Source organism: Caulobacter sp. FV2ye17ST, from assembly GCF_058680955.1.
This window is the reverse complement of record NZ_CM178727.1, coordinates 1,866,294-1,884,302: the sequence shown is the minus strand read 5'-3', so window position 1 is coordinate 1,884,302 and position 18,009 is coordinate 1,866,294. Positions and strand designations below refer to the sequence as shown.

At 67.8% G+C, this 18,009-nt stretch carries 16 protein-coding genes; 7 read left to right on the top strand and 9 right to left on the bottom strand.

Annotated features, from left to right (window positions below; translation table 11 throughout):
* The first annotated feature begins 36 nt into the window (after positions 1 to 36).
* Together ACW17V_RS09170 and ACW17V_RS09165 are read left to right on the top strand one after the other, a co-directional pair.
* Complete coding sequence (locus tag ACW17V_RS09170) at positions 37 to 1,527, top strand: Ppx/GppA phosphatase family protein (protein ID WP_492108515.1); 1,491 nt, start codon at positions 37 to 39, stop codon at positions 1,525 to 1,527.
* 152 nt (positions 1,528 to 1,679) lie between these two features.
* Complete coding sequence (locus ACW17V_RS09165; protein WP_492108514.1) at positions 1,680 to 1,937, top strand: hypothetical protein; 258 nt, start codon at positions 1,680 to 1,682, stop codon at positions 1,935 to 1,937.
* 53 nt (positions 1,938 to 1,990) lie between these two features.
* On the opposite strand, the gene ACW17V_RS09160 is transcribed toward ACW17V_RS09165, so the two are convergent.
* The gene (locus ACW17V_RS09160; protein ID WP_492108513.1) at positions 1,991 to 3,616 is read right to left on the bottom strand and encodes an ATP-binding protein; all 1,626 of its coding nucleotides are present in this window, start codon (positions 3,614 to 3,616) and stop codon (positions 1,991 to 1,993) included.
* 271 nt (positions 3,617 to 3,887) lie between these two features.
* Positions 3,888 to 5,060: a ribonuclease D gene (rnd, locus tag ACW17V_RS09155; RefSeq protein ID WP_492108512.1), complete on the bottom strand. Its 1,173-nt coding sequence runs from the start codon at positions 5,058 to 5,060 to the stop codon at positions 3,888 to 3,890.
* 114 nt (positions 5,061 to 5,174) lie between these two features.
* Between rnd and purM the strand changes: the two genes are divergently transcribed.
* Positions 5,175 to 6,200: a phosphoribosylformylglycinamidine cyclo-ligase gene (gene purM, locus ACW17V_RS09150; protein ID WP_492108511.1), complete on the top strand. Its 1,026-nt coding sequence runs from the start codon at positions 5,175 to 5,177 to the stop codon at positions 6,198 to 6,200.
* Positions 6,201 to 6,785, top strand: a complete 585-nt coding sequence (purN, locus tag ACW17V_RS09145) for a phosphoribosylglycinamide formyltransferase (protein ID WP_492108510.1) — start codon at positions 6,201 to 6,203, stop codon at positions 6,783 to 6,785. It begins immediately after the preceding gene.
* Here purN and ACW17V_RS09140 read toward each other — a convergent pair.
* Entirely contained in the window at positions 6,777 to 7,421 is a 645-nt protein-coding gene (locus ACW17V_RS09140; RefSeq protein WP_492108509.1) for a YoaK family protein, read from the bottom strand. The genes purN and ACW17V_RS09140 overlap by 9 nt on opposite strands.
* Before the next feature lie 161 nt (positions 7,422 to 7,582).
* On the opposite strand from ACW17V_RS09140, the gene ACW17V_RS09135 reads away from it, so the two are divergent.
* Complete coding sequence (locus tag ACW17V_RS09135; RefSeq protein ID WP_492108508.1) at positions 7,583 to 8,221, top strand: DedA family protein; 639 nt, start codon at positions 7,583 to 7,585, stop codon at positions 8,219 to 8,221.
* Between the two features lie 47 nt (positions 8,222 to 8,268).
* On the opposite strand, the gene ACW17V_RS09130 is transcribed toward ACW17V_RS09135, so the two are convergent.
* Both ACW17V_RS09130 and ndk read right to left on the bottom strand, forming a co-directional pair.
* On the bottom strand, positions 8,269 to 9,342 hold the full coding sequence (locus ACW17V_RS09130) for a sensor histidine kinase (RefSeq protein ID WP_492108507.1): 1,074 nt from the start codon (positions 9,340 to 9,342) through the stop codon (positions 8,269 to 8,271).
* Positions 9,343 to 9,507: 165 nt separating this feature from the next.
* Positions 9,508 to 9,927 carry a nucleoside-diphosphate kinase gene (gene ndk, locus ACW17V_RS09125; RefSeq protein WP_492108506.1) on the bottom strand — a complete coding sequence of 140 codons (420 nt, stop codon included), beginning with the start codon at positions 9,925 to 9,927 and terminating at the stop codon, positions 9,508 to 9,510.
* Positions 9,928 to 10,023: 96 nt separating this feature from the next.
* On the opposite strand from ndk, the gene ACW17V_RS09120 reads away from it, so the two are divergent.
* A complete protein-coding gene (locus tag ACW17V_RS09120; protein ID WP_492108505.1) occupies positions 10,024 to 11,907 on the top strand; it encodes an ABC-F family ATP-binding cassette domain-containing protein in 1,884 nt (627 codons plus the stop codon).
* A gap of 4 nt (positions 11,908 to 11,911) precedes the next feature.
* On the opposite strand, the gene ACW17V_RS09115 is transcribed toward ACW17V_RS09120, so the two are convergent.
* Genes ACW17V_RS09115 through ACW17V_RS09100 form a run of 4 tightly spaced genes read right to left on the bottom strand, consistent with a single transcriptional unit; the run spans position 11,912 to position 16,618 of the window.
* A complete protein-coding gene (locus tag ACW17V_RS09115; protein ID WP_492108504.1) occupies positions 11,912 to 14,320 on the bottom strand; it encodes an MASE1 domain-containing protein in 2,409 nt (802 codons plus the stop codon).
* Between the two features lie 11 nt (positions 14,321 to 14,331).
* On the bottom strand, positions 14,332 to 14,670 hold the full coding sequence (locus ACW17V_RS09110; protein ID WP_492108503.1) for a peptidase inhibitor I78: 339 nt from the start codon (positions 14,668 to 14,670) through the stop codon (positions 14,332 to 14,334).
* Positions 14,667 to 15,128, bottom strand: coding sequence for a DNA polymerase III subunit chi (locus ACW17V_RS09105; protein ID WP_492108502.1), 462 nt, complete (start codon positions 15,126 to 15,128; stop codon positions 14,667 to 14,669). Before ACW17V_RS09105 ends, ACW17V_RS09110 begins: the two co-directional genes overlap by 4 nt.
* A gap of 8 nt (positions 15,129 to 15,136) precedes the next feature.
* On the bottom strand, positions 15,137 to 16,618 hold the full coding sequence (locus tag ACW17V_RS09100) for a leucyl aminopeptidase (RefSeq protein WP_492108501.1): 1,482 nt from the start codon (positions 16,616 to 16,618) through the stop codon (positions 15,137 to 15,139).
* A 245-nt stretch (positions 16,619 to 16,863) separates the two neighbouring features.
* Between ACW17V_RS09100 and lptF the strand changes: the two genes are divergently transcribed.
* The gene (lptF, locus tag ACW17V_RS09095; protein ID WP_492108500.1) at positions 16,864 to 18,006 is read left to right on the top strand and encodes an LPS export ABC transporter permease LptF; all 1,143 of its coding nucleotides are present in this window, start codon (positions 16,864 to 16,866) and stop codon (positions 18,004 to 18,006) included.
* Positions 18,007 to 18,009: the final 3 nt, after the last annotated feature.

The following is an 18,009-nucleotide window of genomic DNA, read 5'->3' as shown; positions in this document are numbered from 1 at the left end:
GCTTTCTCCCGCGTCTCAATAGGCTAAACCAAGCTCATGCCTTTCCCGGCGCCGCGCGACGCGGCCGTGATCGATATCGGATCCAACTCGGTGCGCCTCGTGGTGTACCGGCTGGAAGGCCGCGCCATCTGGACCGTGTTCAACGAGAAGGTGCTGGCCGGCCTGGGTCGTGACCTCGGCGACAACGGCCGCCTGTCGCCCGACGGCGTGCAGCAGACCCTGGCGGCCCTGAAACGCTTCCGCGCCGTGCTGGAGGCCGTGTCCCCGGCCGAGGTCTTCGTGGTCGCCACCGCCGCCGCCCGCGAGGCCAGCGACGGCGCCGCCTTCGTGGCCCGGGTCAAGGCGGAGACCGGCCTGAATGTTCGCGTGCTGTCCGGCGAGGAGGAGGCCCGCTACGCCGCCCTCGGCGTGCTGGCCGGCGCGCCCCAGGCCACCGGCGTCGTGGGCGATCTGGGCGGCGCCAGCCTGGAGCTGATCCGGCTGGAAAGCACCGGCGCGGGCCTGGGCGTCACCCTGCCCCTGGGCCCCTTCAGCCTGGGCCTGTCGGAAGGCTTCGACGCCGACCGCGTCCGCCGCCTGTGCGCCCAGCGCCTGGCGCCCGTGACCAGCGCCTTCCGGACCGACAGCTTCCACGCCGTGGGCGGGGCCTGGCGCAACCTGGCCCTGCTGCACATGCGGATGTCGGGCTATCCGCTGCATGTCGTGCACCAGTACGAAATCAGCGCCAGCGAGGCCCTCGACGCCGCGCGCCTGGTCTCGCACCAGTCGAAGAGCTCGCTGGAACGCATCGAGGGCATGAGCAGGAAGCGCTCGGAGACCCTGCCCTACGCCGCCGTGGTGCTGGAAAGCCTGATCGAGAGCCTGGCCCTCAAGCGCATCGAGATCTCGGCCTATGGCGTGCGCGAGGGCCTGCTGTTCGAGGCCATGCCGCCCCGCGTCCGGGGGCTGGACCCGCTGATCGAGGGCTGCGCCTCGCTGGGCGCCCGCCAGGGCGTGGCCGACGAGTTGGGCGAGGGCCTGAACGCCTGGATCGCCTCGGCCTTCACCAGCCTGCCGCCGCTGTTCGACGAGGGCCGCGACGCGGTGCTGATGTCGGCCGCCTGTCGCCTGGCCGACCTGGGCGCGCGCCTGCACCCCGACCATCGCGCCGACCTGGTGTTCGAACAGGTGCTGCGGGCGCCCATCGCCGGCCAGGGCCACGCCGAACGCGCCTTCCTGGCCACGGCCGCCTATGCCCGACACTCCACGGCCTTCAACCCGCCCGAACTTGAGGTGCTGGAGCGCCTGCTGACCCCGGCCCGCCTGAAGCGCGCCCGGGCCCTGGGCGCGGCGATCCGGCTGGGCTGCGACCTGTCGGGCCGCAGCGCGCCCCTGCTGGCCCGCTCGCGCCTGGCCATCGACAAGACCCAGCTGATCCTGACGGCCGAGCCCGGCTATGCCGACCTCCTGTTGGGCGAGCAGACCAGCAAGCGCGCCGGCACGGCCGCACACCTGCTGGGCCTGAAACTGAAGATCTCAACATCCTAAACAAGAGATTGATCAGGAATAGACGTGCTTAATGCAGTCTAAATAAACTCAATCTGAGACTGATACAGGATGACGCAGTCATAGTTTCGATTGTTGAGTACGTTTTGTTAGCTTGATCTCTTTAGTGTTCCTGGAAACACATAAGGAGGCCAGTGATGCTGCAGCGTAAAGTGGACTACCTGGACGCCATCGCACCGAACCCGCGCAAGCGTCCCGTGCTTCGCCTCGCCAATGACAACGACGCGCCGGTGCAAAGCGCCGCGCACAGCCTCCAGCATGAGATCGCCCGCGTCTTCGCCCAGGAATCGACCTGGTCGGTCCGGCGCACGGTGGCGATCGGCATTGTCTTCCATCTTGCCGTTTTCGGCGCTCTGGGCCTTGCGGCCGGCGGCGCGGTCCTGCCCCACTAGGCCCCAGCCCCCTTTCCCTTGCCCTCCCCGAGGGAGGGGGGGCTCGCCAAGGCCTAGTCTTCAGCGTCGCCAAAGAGAGCGGCGTACAGCTCGCGGGGAGCGACAGGCTTCCCGATCACGCCCGTCATGCCCGCGCTTCGGCAGGCCTCCATGTCCTGGGCCGAGACCGCCCCGCTGACCGCGATCACCGGCGTATCGCGGTTCAGACCCGAGGCGCGCAGGCGTCGGGTCGCCTCGAGGCCATCAACGCCCGGCATCCGCACATCCATCAGGATCGCGTCGAACACCCGCGCCTGCGCCGCCTCAAACGCAGTATCCGCGTCCTCGGCTGTTTCCACACGCGCGCCAAAGGCTTCGAGCATGCCGCGCAGGGTGCGGCGATTGATGTCATGGTCGTCGACCACCAGGATCAGCGGCGCCTGCGCCTGACGACCCAACGTCGGCGCGCCCGACAGATCGACGCACGGCGGCGCCGCGCCATCCGGCGCGGGCAGGGTCAGGGTAAAGCGCGCCCCGCCGCCGGCGTCGCTGGCCGCGGTCAGGGAGCCGCCCATCAGCCGCGCCAGATCGTGGCTGATCGCCAAGCCAAGGCCCGTGCCGCCAAAGGCCCGCGCCGTGCCGACCCCCAGCTGGTCATAGGCGCTGAACAGCCGACTGATCTGGTCTGATGTCAGGCCGGGTCCGGTGTCGATAACCTCGATCACCACATCGCGCGCCCCGGGCCGCTCGTGCAGGGCGATGATCAGGGTGACGCCGCCCTGCGCCGTAAACTTGATGGCGTTGGACAGCAGGTTGTTGAGGATCTGCCGCAGCCGCATCGGATCACCCCGCACCCAGCTGGGCAGGGTCTTGATCCCTTTCAGTTCCAGCTTGATGCCCTTGGCGCGGGCCTCGCCGCGCCACAGCAGCACGCTGTCGCGCACCAGGGCGGGCAGATCATAGTCGACGATCTCGACCCCCATCCGTCCGGCCTCGATCTTGGAATAGTCGAGCAGATCGTTGAGCAGGGTCTTCATCATGGTGCCGGCGTCGGCGATCAGCCTGGCCGCGTCACGATCGGCGCCCACCTGGCGTTCAAGCGTGTTGGCGCCGTTCAGCAGGGCGTTGATCGGCGTGCGCAGCTCATGGCTGACCATGGCCACAAAGGCCGATTTGGCGGCCGTCTGCGCCTCCGCCGCAAGCCGCGCGGACCGCTCGGCCAGCATGGCGCGCCGCGACCAGGTGAAGACCATGGCCAGCACCAGGCTGAACAGACCCGCCCCGATCAGGAGATAGGGTGTCACCGGATCCTTCGCGGACCCGCCAACGAACGGCAGGATGAACAGATAGGCCATGTGGGGCGTCACCGCCGACAGGAAGGCCGTGAAGCAACCCTCGGCGCCCATGAGCGCCGTCAGAATGGAGCCGGAAATAAGCAGGGTGGCCGCAGCGGCCGCGGCCGGCGTGCCCACCTGCCAGAGCGGGATCGCCACCCAGCCAAAGACCGTCGCCATCAACAGGTCTGTCACCAGGTTGAAGCCAACCGTCGAGGCAGGCTCGGGAGTCGCCAGGAAGCGGCGGAGCGCCAGCAGTTCCGCGATCTGGGCGAAGAGGTAGGCGACCGTCCAGCCGATGAGAAAGCCAAACCCCGGCCGCCAGGCCATGGACAGGCACAGCACCAGAATGACGAAAAGCCGCAAGGGGATCTGGCTGCGCCTTGATACCGCCGCCGGCCGATAGGCGACCGCCAGATTTTCCCGGTAACCCGCCAAAGCCGCTCCCCCTACTCGCCGCCGGGCGCCGCCTCGCTCCCCCAAGCGAAACTCGTAGCCGGCGTCAGCCTGCGATCGATTCTATAAAAGCGGCACGATCGATAGCAGAACGGCCAAGCTTGCGTATGACCGTCTGATAACCCCAAACTTCAACTTGCTCATTTTGAGTTGAAAAACCCCGTGAGCGTCCGCTGTCCGCTCAGGCGTCGGCCTTGGCCGCCCGCCGCACTTCGACCACCCGCACCCGCGCGCCGTCCAGCACCAGGGCCAGTTCGCCGCGCTTGATCTTCAGGGCGTCGGCCCCGAAGGCGTCGCGCCGCCAGCCCGTCAGCGCCGGGGTATTGGCGTTGTCGTCGGCGGCGATCTTTTCCAGGTCCGAAACGGTGGCGATCAGCTTGGAGGCGACGCCGGCTTCTTCGGCGCGCGCCTTGAGCAGCACCTTCAGCAGCTCGACGACGGCGCCGGCCGAGGCCGGCGGCGGCGGACCGGGCTTTTCCAGCACCGGCGCATAGGCTTCCGGATCGGCCAGGGCCGCCTTGATGGCCGCCAGAAGATCGGGGCCAAACTTGCTGCCGCCAAAGCCCTTGGGCACGCCGCGCAGGGTGTTGAGCGCGTCGACCGTGGTCGGCGCCTGGGTGGCCAGCTCGTCGATGGCCTCATCCTTCAGGATGCGGCCGCGCGGTTGGTCGCGCTGCTGGGCGGTGCGCTCGCGCCAGGCGGCGACGGCCTGGAACACGGCCAGATACTTTTGCGCCGTCTTGCGCGGACGCAGGCGACGCCAGGCCTTTTCGGGATCGACGTCATAGAACGCCGGATCGCACAGGGCCTGCATCTCTTCCTCGACCCAGGGCAGACGGCCGGCGTCCTGCAGCCGCTGACGCAGCATCGGAAACAGCGAGGCCAGATGGGTGACGTCGGCCAGGGCGTAGGTCAGCTGGGCCTCGGACAGCGGGCGACGGGCCCAGTCGGTGAACCGGCTGGACTTGTCGAGCTCGATCTTGAGCATCTGTCGGACCAGGGCGTCATAGGCGATCTGCTCGCCAAAGCCGGCGGCCATGCCGGCGACCTGGGTGTCGAACAACGGCCGGGGCATGGCGCCCAGGTTGTTGAAGATTTCGACATCCTGCCTCGCGGCGTGGAACACCTTCAGCACGCGCTCGTCGCGCATGAGATCCAGCAGTGGCGTCATGTCGAGACCCTCCGCGAGCGGATCGATCACGGCCTCGACGTTGGGCGCGCCAACCTGGATCAGACAGAGCTTTGGCCAGTAGGTCGTCTCGCGCATGAACTCGGTGTCCACGGCGACGAAGGGCTGGCCCTGCAACTCGTTACAAAACGCCGCCAGTTCGGCGGTAGTGGTTATCGGCTTCATCGGCTGCTAATAGCCTCGCGCACCCCCGAGTCTGCAAGCGTCAAGCGGCGCCGGGGCGCAGATTTCCGCGAGTTGAAGGCGCCAAAGCGTCCTCAAACAGACCAGAGCGAGCGAATGAGCGATCTGCCCAACGGCCTCACCTACGCCCAGGCGGGCGTCGACATCGATGCCGGCAACGCCCTGGTCGAGGCGATCAAGCCCCTGGCCAAGGCCACGCGACGCCCAGGCGCGGACGGCAGTCTGGGCGGCTTTGGCGCCCTGTTCGACCTCAAGGCGGCCGGTTACGACGACCCGCTGCTGGTCTCCACCACCGACGGCGTGGGCACCAAGCTGCGCATCGCCATCGACGCGAAGATGCACGCCACGGTCGGGATCGACCTGGTGGCCATGTGCGTCAACGACCTGCTGGCCCAGGGCGCCGAGCCGCTGCTGTTTCTCGACTATTTCGCCACCGGCAAGCTGGACATCGAGGTCGCCAAGAGCGTCGTCGCCGGCATCGCCGAGGGCTGCAAGCTGGCCGGCGCGGCCCTGGTGGGCGGCGAGACCGCTGAAATGCCCGGCATGTACAGCGACGGTGAATACGACCTGGCCGGCTTCTCGGTCGGCGCGGTCGAGCGCGACGGCGTGCTGCCCAGGCTGGACAAGCAGCGGGCCGGCGACCTGATCATCGGCGTCGGCTCCTCGGGCCCGCACTCCAACGGCTACTCGCTGGTGCGCCGCGTGGTCGAGCGCTCGGGCCTGGCCTGGGACGCCCCTGCCCCGTTCGCGCCCGGCCTGACCCTGGCCGAGGCCCTGATGGCTCCGACCCGCATCTATGTGAAGTCGATCCTGCCGCTGCTGCAGTCGGGCCGGATCAAGGGCGGCGCCCACATCACCGGCGGCGGCCTGATCGAAAACCCGCCACGTTGCATCGCCAAGGGCCTGGTTCCCGAGTTCGACTGGAACGCCTGGCCGCTGCCGCCGGTGTTCTCGTGGCTGCAGGAGGTGGGCGGCATCTCCGATCACGAACTGCGCCGCACCTTCAACTGCGGCGTCGGCTTCATCCTGTTGGTGGCGGCCTCGGACGCCGAGCCGGTGCTGGCCGCCCTGCTGAACGCCGGCGAGGACGCCTTCATCTGCGGCCAGTTGGTCGCGGGCTAAATGTCGACCAAGATCAAGGTCGCCGTCCTGATCTCGGGCCGGGGCTCCAACATGGAGGCCCTGGTCCGCTCGGCCCAGGCCGACGACTGCCCGTTCGAGATCAGTCTGGTGCTGGCCAACAAGCCTGACGCCGGTGGGCTTGAAACCGCTCAGGCGGCCGGGATCGAGGCGCTGTGCGTCGACCAGAAGCCGTTCGGCAAGGACCGCGAGGCGCACGAGCGCGCCATCGACGCCGCCCTGCGCGAGCGCGGCATCCAGGTCATCGCCCTGGCCGGCTACATGCGGATCCTGACGCCCTTCCTGGTCGATGCCTGGGAGGGCCGGATGCTGAACATCCACCCCTCCCTGCTGCCCAAGTATCCGGGCCTCGACACCCACGCCCGCGCGATCGCCGCCGGCGAGACCGAGGCCGGCTGCACGGTGCATCTGGTGACGGCGGGAGTCGACGAGGGCCCCGTGCTGGGCCAGGCCCGCGTGCCGGTCCTGCCGGGCGATGATGAGCACGCCCTGAGCCTGCGGGTGCTGGCGCAGGAGCACCGGCTGTATCCCGCGACCCTGGCGACCTTCTGTCGGAGCCTAGGCTAGGCGCTTTTCCTCGACGTGCCGGGCCGCGGCCAGCGCCGCCACGACCAGGGCCGCGCCCCACAGCGCCATGACGCCGAACTTCAGATAGGCCGCAGCGCCCAGCGCTCCGCCCAGGGTCAGGCCGGCCCACAGCAGCACGAACGGCCGCCAGGCCCAGCGATCGCCGCCGGTCAGGGCCGCCGCGATCCGCTGCCCGGCCTTGACCAGCGCGCCGGTCATGTAGGTCAGCCCCACCCCGACATCGCCATTGCGCTGGAACACCGCGTTCTCGGCCCCCATGGCCAGGACCATGGCCGCCACGCCAGGACCATCGAAACCCGCCATGATCAGCGCCGCCGCGCTGGCCAGCAGGACGGCCTCCAGCGCCATGACCATGGCCCGTCGATCCTCGCCCGCCCGACGCGCCACCAGCGCGCCCAGCACGACCCCGGCCACGAACAGCGCGATCAGCGTCAGGGCGGTCAGGGCCGCGCCGACATGGCCGGTGGCCAGTCCCACGCCAAGACGGGTCGAGTTGCCGCTCATGAACGAGACAAAGAAGCCGCCCAGCTTCAGAAAGCCGATGGCGTCGACATAGCCGGCCACGCCCGAAAGCACGGCGGCAAGCGCCACGTCGCGTCGGCCATAGTCCTTCACCAGCGGTCTCCAGAGACGACAAGGACCGGATCGTCACCGATCGGACACCCCTGTGTCATCCGAAAACGCCCGGATGGTCCGGCGAGACCGATTGTCGCGTTCGAAAGAAATAACCATCTCGGGTCAGGGTCCTGTCACTATTCGTCCGCAAATTGCCGCCCATGGAATCACTTCTGCCCCAGCTGACCGAGACGATCGCCCAGAACAGCCACTGGGCGGGCGTGGTCCTGTTCGTCCTGACCCTGCTGGAAGCCCTGCTGCTGGTCGGGCTGCTGATCCCGATCGTCGGGGTCATGGTGATGGCGGGCGCGCTGGTCGCCCAAGGCGTCCTGCATCCGGCCGAGGCCATCCTGTGGTGCAGCGCCGGCGCGATCATCGGTGACGCCATCTCCTTCCTGCTGGGTCGCGGACTGGGCGCGCGTAGGCTGGCCAGCGGCCTGCTGGCGGGGCATCGCCGCCTGTTCGCCCGCGCCCGCCTGCTGTCGCGCCGACATGGCGTCATCGCCATCGCCGCCGCGCGCTTCATGGGTCCGGTTCGCCCCTTCATCCCCATGGTGGCCGGCATGTCGCGCTCGCGCCCCTGGGCTTTTCAGGCCGCCAGCGCCCTGACGGCCCCGCTGTGGGTGATCTCGATGCTGGCGCCCGGCTATCTGGCCGCCCACAACCTGCACCTGCTGACCTCCGATCCCGTCGCCGGGGCGGCCTTCGCGGCCGGCGCGGCGGTTCTGGTGATCGCGGGCTACATCGCCTGGAAGCGACTGACCCCCGTGTCGGCGCGCGCCGCCCGACTGGCCGTCTGAAAACCAAAAGGCCGGAGCGTCCTGGCGCGCTTCTCGCGTAAGGCGCTTCAGGACGCCGACAGCGCGTCCGCGCGGGTGAAGACGATCGTCACGCGCATCCCGCCGCCGGGTTCGGACCCGACCTCGACCCTGGCCCTGGCGTTCTGACGCAGGGATTGGACGATCATGTTGCTGAGCTTGCCAGGCCTGGGCCAGACATAGCCCTCCGGCAGCCCCAGGCCATCGTCCGACACGACCACCCGACACCCCTCTTCATCGACCAGACTGTGCAGGGTGATGGTCCCCCCATCACGCCCCTTGAAGGCGTGTTTGAGGGCATTGGTCAGCAGTTCGTTGACGACCAGGCCGGTCGGCATCGCCACATTGATCGAGACGGGCCAGGTATCGACCTGGAGATTGAGGTGAATGCCCTCCACCGCATGAGCCCGCATGACGGCCGAGGCGATCTCGCTGAGATAGACGCCCAGATCGACGGTCTCGGCCTGGCTTTCCTCGGACAGCGAGCGATAGAGCAGACCCAGGGCCTCGACGCGCCCGGCCAACCGGCTGAACCGTTCATCCCGGGCCTCTTCGGGCGCATTGCGGGCCTCGATCCGGATCAGGGCGGTGATCATCTGCAGATTGTTGGCCACGCGATGCTGCAGTTCGCGAAGCAGGACGTCCTTGTCGAGGATGCGCTGCTCGAACTCGCTGCGATCGGCGTCACGGCTGGTCGCGCCGACCAGGGCGAGCATGCGAAACACCGGCGCGCCGGCATTGTCCTGGATGAGGTTCGACCAGGCGTCGACAGCCTCGACGCCCTGACTGTGGGCGAAGGAGAAGACGCCGATATAGTCCTGATCATCGACGACCGCGTCGCTCAGCGCGCCGTCATCGTCCGCGTTCGCGGACCGTCCAAGCAAGGCTCTCCAGGACTGGCCCTCGAGATCCGCGCCCGTCTGACCGCTCAGACGTTCGAACTCGACATTGGCGTAGACGATGCGCTCCATCGGATGCAGTTCCGACACCGCGATGGCGATCGGCACCTGGTCGAGAAACTGTCGGAAGCCGTCGCTTTCCAGCACGCTGGCCAGATCAGGGGTATTGAGCAGCTGATCAACCTGCTCGCCGTTTTCGGTCATGGACTATGGACTCCGCCCTTGCGGTCTCCAGACGACGCCGGGGGAGCGGAAGACGGCCCGTATACGCTGAATAGGCGGCCAGGCATAAGAAAAGCGGCGCGGCCATAGGCCACGCCGCTTCTCAAGATCTATTCGGACCAGCGAAGCTCGCCGGTCTGAAAACCTTTAGCCGACGATCTCTTCGTCCTTGAAGAACTGGGCGATCTCGATCGCGGCGTTCTCCAGGCTGTCCGAACCGTGGACCGAGTTTTCGCCGATCGACAGGGCAAACAGCTTGCGGATCGTGCCTTCAGCGGCGTCCTTCGGGTTGGTGGCGCCCATGACGTCGCGGTACTTGGCCACGGCGCCTTCGGCTTCCAGGACCTGCACGACGACCGGCTCGGCGATCATCTGGCCGACCAGTTCGCCGTAGAACGGGCGCTCGGCGTGGACTTCGTAGAACTTCTTGGCTTGAGCTTCGGTCAGCTTGACGCGACGCTGGGCGACGATGCGGAGGCCGGCGGCCTCGATCACCGCATTGATGGCGCCGGTCAGGTTGCGACGCGTGGCGTCCGGCTTGATGATCGAGAAGGTGCGTTCGGTCACGAAGATATCTCACACATAAAGTTGTGAATTGGGAGGTTGCGGGCTTATAGCCGGGCGCTCCCTCCCCGCCAACCCGCCGCGTACCTTCAAAATCAAATGCTTCAGATCAAAGACCTGACCTTCAACGCCTGGGGACGGAAGTTCTTCGACCACGCCAGCGTCAGCCTGCCGCCCGGCGCCAAGGTCGGCCTGATCGGTCGCAACGGCGTGGGCAAGTCCACCCTGTTCAAACTGATCCTGGGGCAGCTGCACGCCGGCGACGACGAGATCAGCCTTCCCAAGTCGGCCCGCATCGGCTCGGTGGACCAGGAACACCCCGCCACGCCCGTCAGCCTGCTGGACACCGTCCTGGAAGCCGACGAGGAGCGCCACAGCCTGCTGACGCGTCTGGAAGACGCCGACCCCGAGGACATGGGCGAGATCTGGGCCCGGCTGATCGAGATCGACGCCGACGCGGCGCCGGCCAAGGCCTCGGAAATCCTGTCCGGTCTGGGCTTCAGCCAGGAAGACCTGCAACGGCCGATGGCCGAGTTCTCCGGCGGCTGGCGGATGCGCGTGGCCCTGGCGGCGGCGCTGTTCGCCGAGCCCGACATGCTGCTGCTCGACGAACCGACCAACTATCTGGACCTGGAAGGCGCCCTCTGGCTTGAAGCCCGCCTCCAGAAGTACCCGCACACCGCCCTGATCGTCAGCCACGACCGCGAGCTGCTCAACAACAGCTGTACGCACATGCTGCACCTGGCCGGCGGCAAGCTGGAACTCTACACCGGCGGCTACGACGACTTTGAAAAGCGCCGCGCCGAGAAGGCCCGTCTGCAACTCTCCGCCAAGGCCAAGCAGGACGCCGAGCGCGCCCACCTGCAGTCCTTCGTCGACCGCTTCAAGGCCAAGGCCTCCAAGGCCGCCCAGGCGCAGTCGCGCATGAAGCGTCTGGCCAAGATGGAGCCGGTGGCCACCACGATCGAGGAGCGCGTCGCGCCCTTCACCCTGCCCTCGCCGCCGCGTCCGCTGCCGCCTCCACTGATCCGGCTGGAACGGGCCAATGTCGGCTATGAAGAGGGTCGCCCGATCCTCAAGAACCTCAACTTGCGCATGGACCTGGACGACCGCATCGGTCTGCTGGGCGTCAACGGCGCCGGCAAGTCGACCTTCGCCAAGATGATCGCCGGCGCCCTGGGCGTGCAGTCGGGCGAATTCCATCGCGACCGCAAGATGAAGGTCGGCTGGTTCCACCAGCACCAGATCGAGGCGATGGACCCCGTCGACACCCCGCTGGAGATCATCCGTCGCGCCATGCCGGACGCTTCGGAATCCTCGCGACGCTCGAAACTGGCGCAGTTTGGCCTGAACTTCGACAAGCAGGAGACCACGGTCGCCAACCTGTCGGGCGGTGAGCGGGCGCGCCTGCTGCTGAACATGGTGGCGATGGACGCGCCGCACATGCTGATCCTCGATGAGCCGACCAACCACCTGGACATCGACAGTCGCCGCGCCCTGCTGGACGCCCTGAACGACTACGACGGGGCGGTGATCCTGATCACCCACGACCGCTCGCTGATGGAGCTGGTCGCCGACCGCCTGTGGCTGGCCGCCGACGGCACAGTGAAGCCCTTCGACGGCGACATGGACGACTACGCCAAGTTCGTGCTGGACCGCGCCAAACAGGCCGTGAAGCCTACCCAGGTAGCCCGTGAGCCGGCCAAGGCCGAAACGCCCGCCGCAATGGCTTCTGGCGCGCCGCGCAAGACCGTCGCCATCGAGCCCCTCAAGCGCAAGATCGAGGCCGCCGAGCAGGTGGTTACCCGCACGACGCGGCAGGTGGCGGAACTGGAAACCCAGCTGGCCGATCCGCAACTCTACAAGAACCCGACCAAGGTCGCCGAGCTGAACAAGCGCCGCGACGCCGCCAAGGCCAAGCTCGACGAGGCCGAGGCGACGTGGATGGGGCTGGCTGAAGACCTGGCGGCGGCCGAGGCCTAGCGGTTCAGGCCGGCAGAAGCGCCGAAATCGCGCCGACCAGCGACACGACGGTCATCGGCTTTGACACCGAGCCGTTGAACACCGCCCCGGGCGATCCCGAACCGACGTCCGCCGAGAAGGCGATGATCGGCGCGCCGGCGCTCGGTCCCTCGCCGCCTCGGATGCGCTCGGCCGCCTGGGCGCCGTCAAGGCGCGGCATGCGCAGGTCCATCAGAATGACGTCGAACTGCTCGGCCTGGGCGGCCATCACGCCCTCCTCGCCGTCGACCGCCTCTGACACCTGGGCGTCCAAGGCTTCCAGAACCGTGCGCACCAGCTCGCGATTGGCCGCGTTGTCATCAACCACCAGCACCCGGCAACCCGTCGGCAGGCTGGGCGTCGGCGCCGCGTCCTCGATCTCATCCAGGGCCTGAACGGGCGCGTGCAGGTTGAAAAAGAATCTCGCGCCCTCGCCCAGCCGACTCTCGACGCCGATCCGGCCGCCCATGGCCTCGACCAGACCCTTGGAAATGGCCAGGCCCAGCCCCGTGCCGCCATGCTGGCGGCGGATCGAGGCGTCCACCTGCGAGAACCGCATGAACAGCAGGCCCAGATCCCCCTCGGCTATGCCCCGACCGGTGTCGACGACCGCGCCGCCAAGGCGCTGCTCTCCTGCGTCATAGGCCAGGCTGAGGGTCACGCTGCCCGTCTCGGTGAACTTGACCGCGTTGCCGACCAAATTCAGCAGCACCTGACGCAGCCGCTCGGGATCGAGCCAGAGATTGGCCGGCAGGGCGTCCAGGCCCTCGCAGGTCAGGGTCAGCCCCTTGGCCGAGGCCTGCAGGGCGAAGATGGCCAGAACATCGCGCGCCAGTTCGGCCACGTCCACGGCGCGCGGCCGGATCTCCATGTGACCGGCGTCGAGCTTTGAGAAGTCCAGAATGTCGTTGATCGTGGCCAGCAGGGAGCGCCCCCCGTCAACGATCCTGGCGACATGACGACGGGTTTCGGCGGACAGTTCGGGCTGGTCATCGACCAGATTGGCGAAACCGATCACCGCCGTCAGGGGCGTGCGCAACTCGTGGCTCATATTGGCCAGGAACTCACCTTTCGCGGCGGCGGCGGCTTCGGCCGTGGCCCGCGCCTCGCGCAACTCCTGCTCCAGAATCTTGCGCGCGGTGATGTCGCGAACCACGTCCGTGAAGCCGACCTTCTCGCCGGTCACGGGATCAAGGGCCAGTGTCGGACGCGACTCCAGCCAGATCACGGCGCCGTCCTTGCGATAGGCCTGGTATTCGATGCGGTCCGCGGCGCCTTGGTTCTCGCCGTTGACCAGGCGCAGGCTGATGGCGATCACCCCGTCCACATAGTCAGGATGCACGAATTCGATCGGACGCTCCCCGGTCAGTTCTTCAGGCGCGTAGCCCAGAACCGCCAGGACAGAGGGCGAAATATAGGTCACCCGCCCGTTCAGGTCGCTGTGCAGGATCACATCAAGGGCGTTTTCGGTCAGCAGACGATAGCGGGCCTCGCTGCGCGCCGCCGCCTCCCCGGCCTGGGCCATCTGATCCAGAATATAGCGCCTCTGCCTCTGGAAGGCGGCCACCGGCAGGCTGACAAAGATCGACACCGCCAGAAAGGCCTGCAGGACGATCGACTGTTCGATCGCTGTGTCCTTGACCAGAAGTATGGGCCCGACGCCGGCCATCGTAAAAAGCACGGCGATGGTCGCGACCATGGCCGCGCCGATCACGCCGCCCAGCACCTCGAGCCGCGACGCCACCAGCAGCATGGCCGGTGGCACCATGAACAGCAGCGGGTAGCGCCCCTGGGCGAACACCACCGTGGTGACGACGAACAGCCCCAGAAGAGCCAGCAGGCCGTCCCGCGTCACCCCCTGCTCGGCCAGATAGGTCCTGGCCTTGACCAGGACCAGGACACACGGCGTCACCGTCAGGATGCCCAGAATGTCGCCCAGCACCCAGACGATCATGTTGGCCCAGACGTCCCCACCCCGGGTCGATGTATGGATGAGGGACGACAGGACGCCGGTGATCAGGGGGGCGGCGAACCCGGCCAGTCCGACGAAGGCGATCATGTGCTTGGGTCTGCCCAGGTCGATCTCTCGCCCCAGAACCCGGCGCGTGGCCCAGGCGCACAGCCAGATCTGCAGGATATTGCTGGGCGCCAGCGCGAAGTTGACGAGCAGGGCGTCGCCCGCGTGCGCGCCGGCCAGTAGCGCGCCGACGAGGGAAGCGGCCAGCATCCAGGTCCAGCGGCGGGTCTCGACCGCCAGCAGGCAGGCCACGACAAAGCCGTTGGACAGCCAGATCGGCGTCACTTGATTGTAGGCGCGGGGAACCTCGACACCGACATAGGCAAACAGCGCAAAACCCAGCCCCGCGATCAGCGAGGCCAGGGCCGTCCGCCCCATGTCTTGTCGGTCTAGCCGCACTTGACCTCTTTCACCGTGCCGGTGTCGGCGTCGAACAGAATGTTCAGGCGATCGGGCCGGAAGTCCATGGTCACCGGACAGGTGGTGCAGGCGACCCGCCATCGCGTGGGGTCTACCGCGGCGGGCAGTTCGGTGCGGTTCCTGCCGACATAGGCCTTGGCCTCGTCCATGCCGCACTGGTCCTTGGGCTGCGGCGGCGCGATGGCGACCGGCGGCGGAGCCACGGGCGTTTCCGGCGGCGGCAGGGGCGCCGGCGGCGGGGCGCTGGAGCAGGACACCACCAGAACGGCCGCGGCGAGCGCGCCGCCCAGAACGATCAGCGTCTTCATGCCTGTTTCTCCCATCCGCGTTCAGCGCCCTGACGCCAGTACGACACCGGGTGCCCGGCCTTCTTGAAACCCGCCCAGCGTCCGCGCGCCTGGGCCAGCGCCGACTCGTCGCGGCCATCGAACAGTAGGACACAACGCGAGAAACCGGCCAGATCGCCGGGTTCGGCGCCATCCAGCAGAAACAGCGCGTCGCCGCCGTTCGGGTTGTCCAGCCCGTCGGTCAGCAGCACCGGCTGCCGCTCGGCCATCGGCTCGCTGGCCAGGCCGTGCGGCAGGAAGGCGTCGTCGCGCCAGGTCCACAGATGACCGTCCAGGCTTTCCAGGCGGCCGGCGTCGCTGCCGCGCACCAGCGCCTTCCAGCCCCGCCCCAGGGTCTTTTCCAGCAGCTCCGGCAGCACCTGCTCGGCGCTGCTCCGCTCCAGATGGTAGAACCAGACCTCGCAGGGCGTGTCGGACATCGGCGCGATCAGCCTTCGTAGGCGTCGGCGACCAGGCGGTTGAGCAGCCGCACGCCAAAGCCCACCGCGCCGTCGGGCACGGTCGGATCGGTCGACGGCTTGCGCCAGGCCACGCCCGCGATGTCCAGGTGCGCCCAAGGCACGCCGTTGACGAACTTCTGCAGGAACAGGCCCGCCGTGATCGAACCGGCGGGACGGCCGCCGATGTTCTTCATGTCGGCGATCGGGCTTTCGATCTGCTTCTCGTAAGAGGCGGGCAGCGGCATGCGCCACAGGGTCTCGCGCTCGGCCTTGCCGGCCGCGAGGAGTTTCTCCGACAAGCCGTCGTTGTTGCTGAACAAACCGGCGTAGTCATGACCCAGCGAGATGATGATCGCGCCGGTCAGGGTGGCCAGGTCGATCATGAACTTGGGCTTGAAGCGTTCCTGCGTGTACCAGAGGGCGTCGGCCAGCACGAGGCGGCCCTCGGCGTCGGTGTTGATGACCTCGATGGTCTGGCCCGACATCGAGGTGACCACGTCGCCGGGGCGCTGGGCGTTGCCGTCGGGCATGTTCTCGACCAGGCCCAGCACACCGATGGCGTTGACCTTGGCCTTGCGCCCGGCCAGGGCGTGCATGACGCCGGTCACGGCGGCCGCGCCGCCCATGTCCCACTTCATGTCTTCCATGCCGTCGGCCGGCTTGATGCTGATGCCGCCGGTGTCGAAGGTGACGCCCTTGCCGACGAAGGCGATGGGCTGGGCGGTTTTGTCGGCCGCGCCGTTCCACTTCATGATCACCAGCTGGCTCTCGCGGACCGAGCCCTGCCCGACGCCCAGCAGGCTGCCCATGCCGAGCTCGGCCATCTGGGCCTCGCCCAGGATCTCGACCTCAAGACCCAGGCTTTCCAGGCTCTTGGCGCGGGCGGCGAACTCTTCGGGGTGCAGGATATTGGCCGGCTCGGACACCAGGTTGCGGCTGAACAGGATGGCCTCGGCCAGGGCGTTCAGGCTTTCGAAAACCTTGGCGGCCTTGACCGGATCGGCGGCGGCGACCTTGACCACGGTGACCGAAGGCTTCTTCTCGGCCTTCTCGGTGGTGCGGTACCGGTCGAAGCGATAGGCGGCCAGCTTGACGCCGAAGGCGGCGCGGGCGGCGGTCTCGGCGTCGGCGCCCAGCTTCAGCACCAGCTCGGTGACGCCCGAAGCCTTGACCGCCTGGAAGGCGGCGGCGGCGGCGGTTTCGATCGCCTCCGGCTCGACCGCGCCCACACCGTCGACGCCGACCAGCACCACGCGGGCGGCTTCCAGGCCGTGCGGAGCGACCAGATCCAGGATCTGGCCCTTGGCGCCGGTGAAGCGACCGCCGGCGATGGCGCGCGCCAGGGCGCCGCCCGTGGCCTCGTCGATCACCCGGGCTTCGGGCGAAAGGGCGGCGGCTTCATGGGCCAGAACCGCCACGGCGGCCGTGGCGCCGGCATGAAGGTCGGCGGGGACGAACTCGATACGCATCGCACGCTCCTGAATTGGCTTGGCGCCTTAACCATCCCGACCGCACGCGCGACTCAGGATGCGGCCCTTTGATCGGCCGTCTCGCCTTGATCAGGCGGCATAGTCCAAGCCTCGTCGAGAGAAAAGACTTCCGACGCCGCACGGCGCGCGGTCTTCGGTTGTGCGGGGGGGAAACGGCCGTGTAGAACAGCCCTCTTCCCTGGGGTTCGCCGTTTTCCGAATCCGCCGCCCGAACCCCCTTTTTGATGCGCCTGATCGAACGCTACCTCTTTCGCCAATTGCTGGGTCCGACGCTGTTCGCGGCGGCGGCCCTGGCGGCGCTTGCGCTGCTGGCCCGCAGCCTGTCGGAGTTCGACATCCTGGTCACCCAGCGCCAGAGCGCGTTGGTTTTCCTCAAGATCATCCTGCTGGCCCTGCCCCAGCTGCTCAACATCATCCTGCCGATCGCCCTGTTCGTGGCGGCCCTAGTGGCCCTCAACCGGCTGCACACCGAGCAGGAGATCGTGGTCTGTTTCTCGGGCGGCATGAGTCGCTGGCGAGTCATCTCGCCGGCCATGCGGCTGGCGGTGTTCGCGGCCCTGTTCTCGCTGTTCCTGGGCCTGTGGGTGCAGCCGTGGAGCGCCCGTCAAATTCGCGAGACCGCCTTCACGGTGAAGACGGATGTGGCCTCGACCCTGGTCCAGCCCGGGCAGTTCACCGAACCTGGCCCCGGCCTGACGGTCTATGCCCAGTCGATCGACCGCAACAACCTGATCCACAATCTGTTCATTCACCAGGAACGCCCTGACGGCGGCGCCTCGACCTATTCGTCGCGCGAGGCGGTGATCGCCACCCGCAACGGCGCGCCCGTGCTGATCATGCTGAAGGGCTCCAACCAGCAGTTCTCGAACGCCGGCGTGCTGCAATACACCTCGTTCGAGGAATACACCTTCGACCTGTCGTCGCTGTTCCAGAGCGATGAACTGCTCCACTACAAGATCGCCGACCGCTACCTGCACGAGCTGTTCTATCCGGACCTGACCCAGGAGTGGGAGCAGAAGAACCGGGTCGGCCTGCTGGCCGAGGCCCATTCGCGCTTCGCCAGCCCGCTCTACAACATCGCCCTGATGGCCATGGCCCTGGCGGCCGTGATCGGCGGACAGTTCAGCCGCATGGGCTATGGCAAGCGCATCGCCGCCGTCGGCGCGGCCGCCGCCGTCGTTCGCATCGTCGGCTTCGGCGTCCAGGCGGCGTGCGAGGACAACGCCTGGCTCAACATCATGCAATATGCCGTGCCTTTGGCGGCCCTGTGGTGGGGCATGGCCCAGATCTTCCGCCAGAAGGTCTCGCGCCACGTCGCCATCAGCCGTCGCAAGGCCGCCTATGCCGCCCAGGCGGGTGCGGCGTGAGTT

Excerpts from the sequence above, each read along its gene's own strand:
- ACW17V_RS09170 (WP_492108515.1), top strand. The coding sequence starts at position 37 with ATGCCTTTCCCGGCGCCGCGCGACGCGGCCGTGATCGATATCGGATCC.
- rnd (WP_492108512.1), bottom strand. The coding sequence starts at position 5,060 with ATGAAGCCGATAACCACTACCGCCGAACTGGCGGCGTTTTGTAACGAG.
- purM (WP_492108511.1), top strand. The coding sequence starts at position 5,175 with ATGAGCGATCTGCCCAACGGCCTCACCTACGCCCAGGCGGGCGTCGAC.
- purN (WP_492108510.1), top strand. The coding sequence starts at position 6,201 with ATGTCGACCAAGATCAAGGTCGCCGTCCTGATCTCGGGCCGGGGCTCC.
- ACW17V_RS09135 (WP_492108508.1), top strand. The coding sequence starts at position 7,583 with ATGGAATCACTTCTGCCCCAGCTGACCGAGACGATCGCCCAGAACAGC.
- ACW17V_RS09130 (WP_492108507.1), bottom strand. The coding sequence starts at position 9,342 with ATGACCGAAAACGGCGAGCAGGTTGATCAGCTGCTCAATACCCCTGAT.
- ACW17V_RS09120 (WP_492108505.1), top strand. The coding sequence starts at position 10,024 with ATGCTTCAGATCAAAGACCTGACCTTCAACGCCTGGGGACGGAAGTTC.
- ACW17V_RS09115 (WP_492108504.1), bottom strand. The coding sequence starts at position 14,320 with ATGGGGCGGACGGCCCTGGCCTCGCTGATCGCGGGGCTGGGTTTTGCG.
- ACW17V_RS09110 (WP_492108503.1), bottom strand. The coding sequence starts at position 14,670 with ATGAAGACGCTGATCGTTCTGGGCGGCGCGCTCGCCGCGGCCGTTCTG.
- ACW17V_RS09105 (WP_492108502.1), bottom strand. The coding sequence starts at position 15,128 with ATGTCCGACACGCCCTGCGAGGTCTGGTTCTACCATCTGGAGCGGAGC.
- ACW17V_RS09100 (WP_492108501.1), bottom strand. The coding sequence starts at position 16,618 with ATGCGTATCGAGTTCGTCCCCGCCGACCTTCATGCCGGCGCCACGGCC.
- lptF (WP_492108500.1), top strand. The coding sequence starts at position 16,864 with ATGCGCCTGATCGAACGCTACCTCTTTCGCCAATTGCTGGGTCCGACG.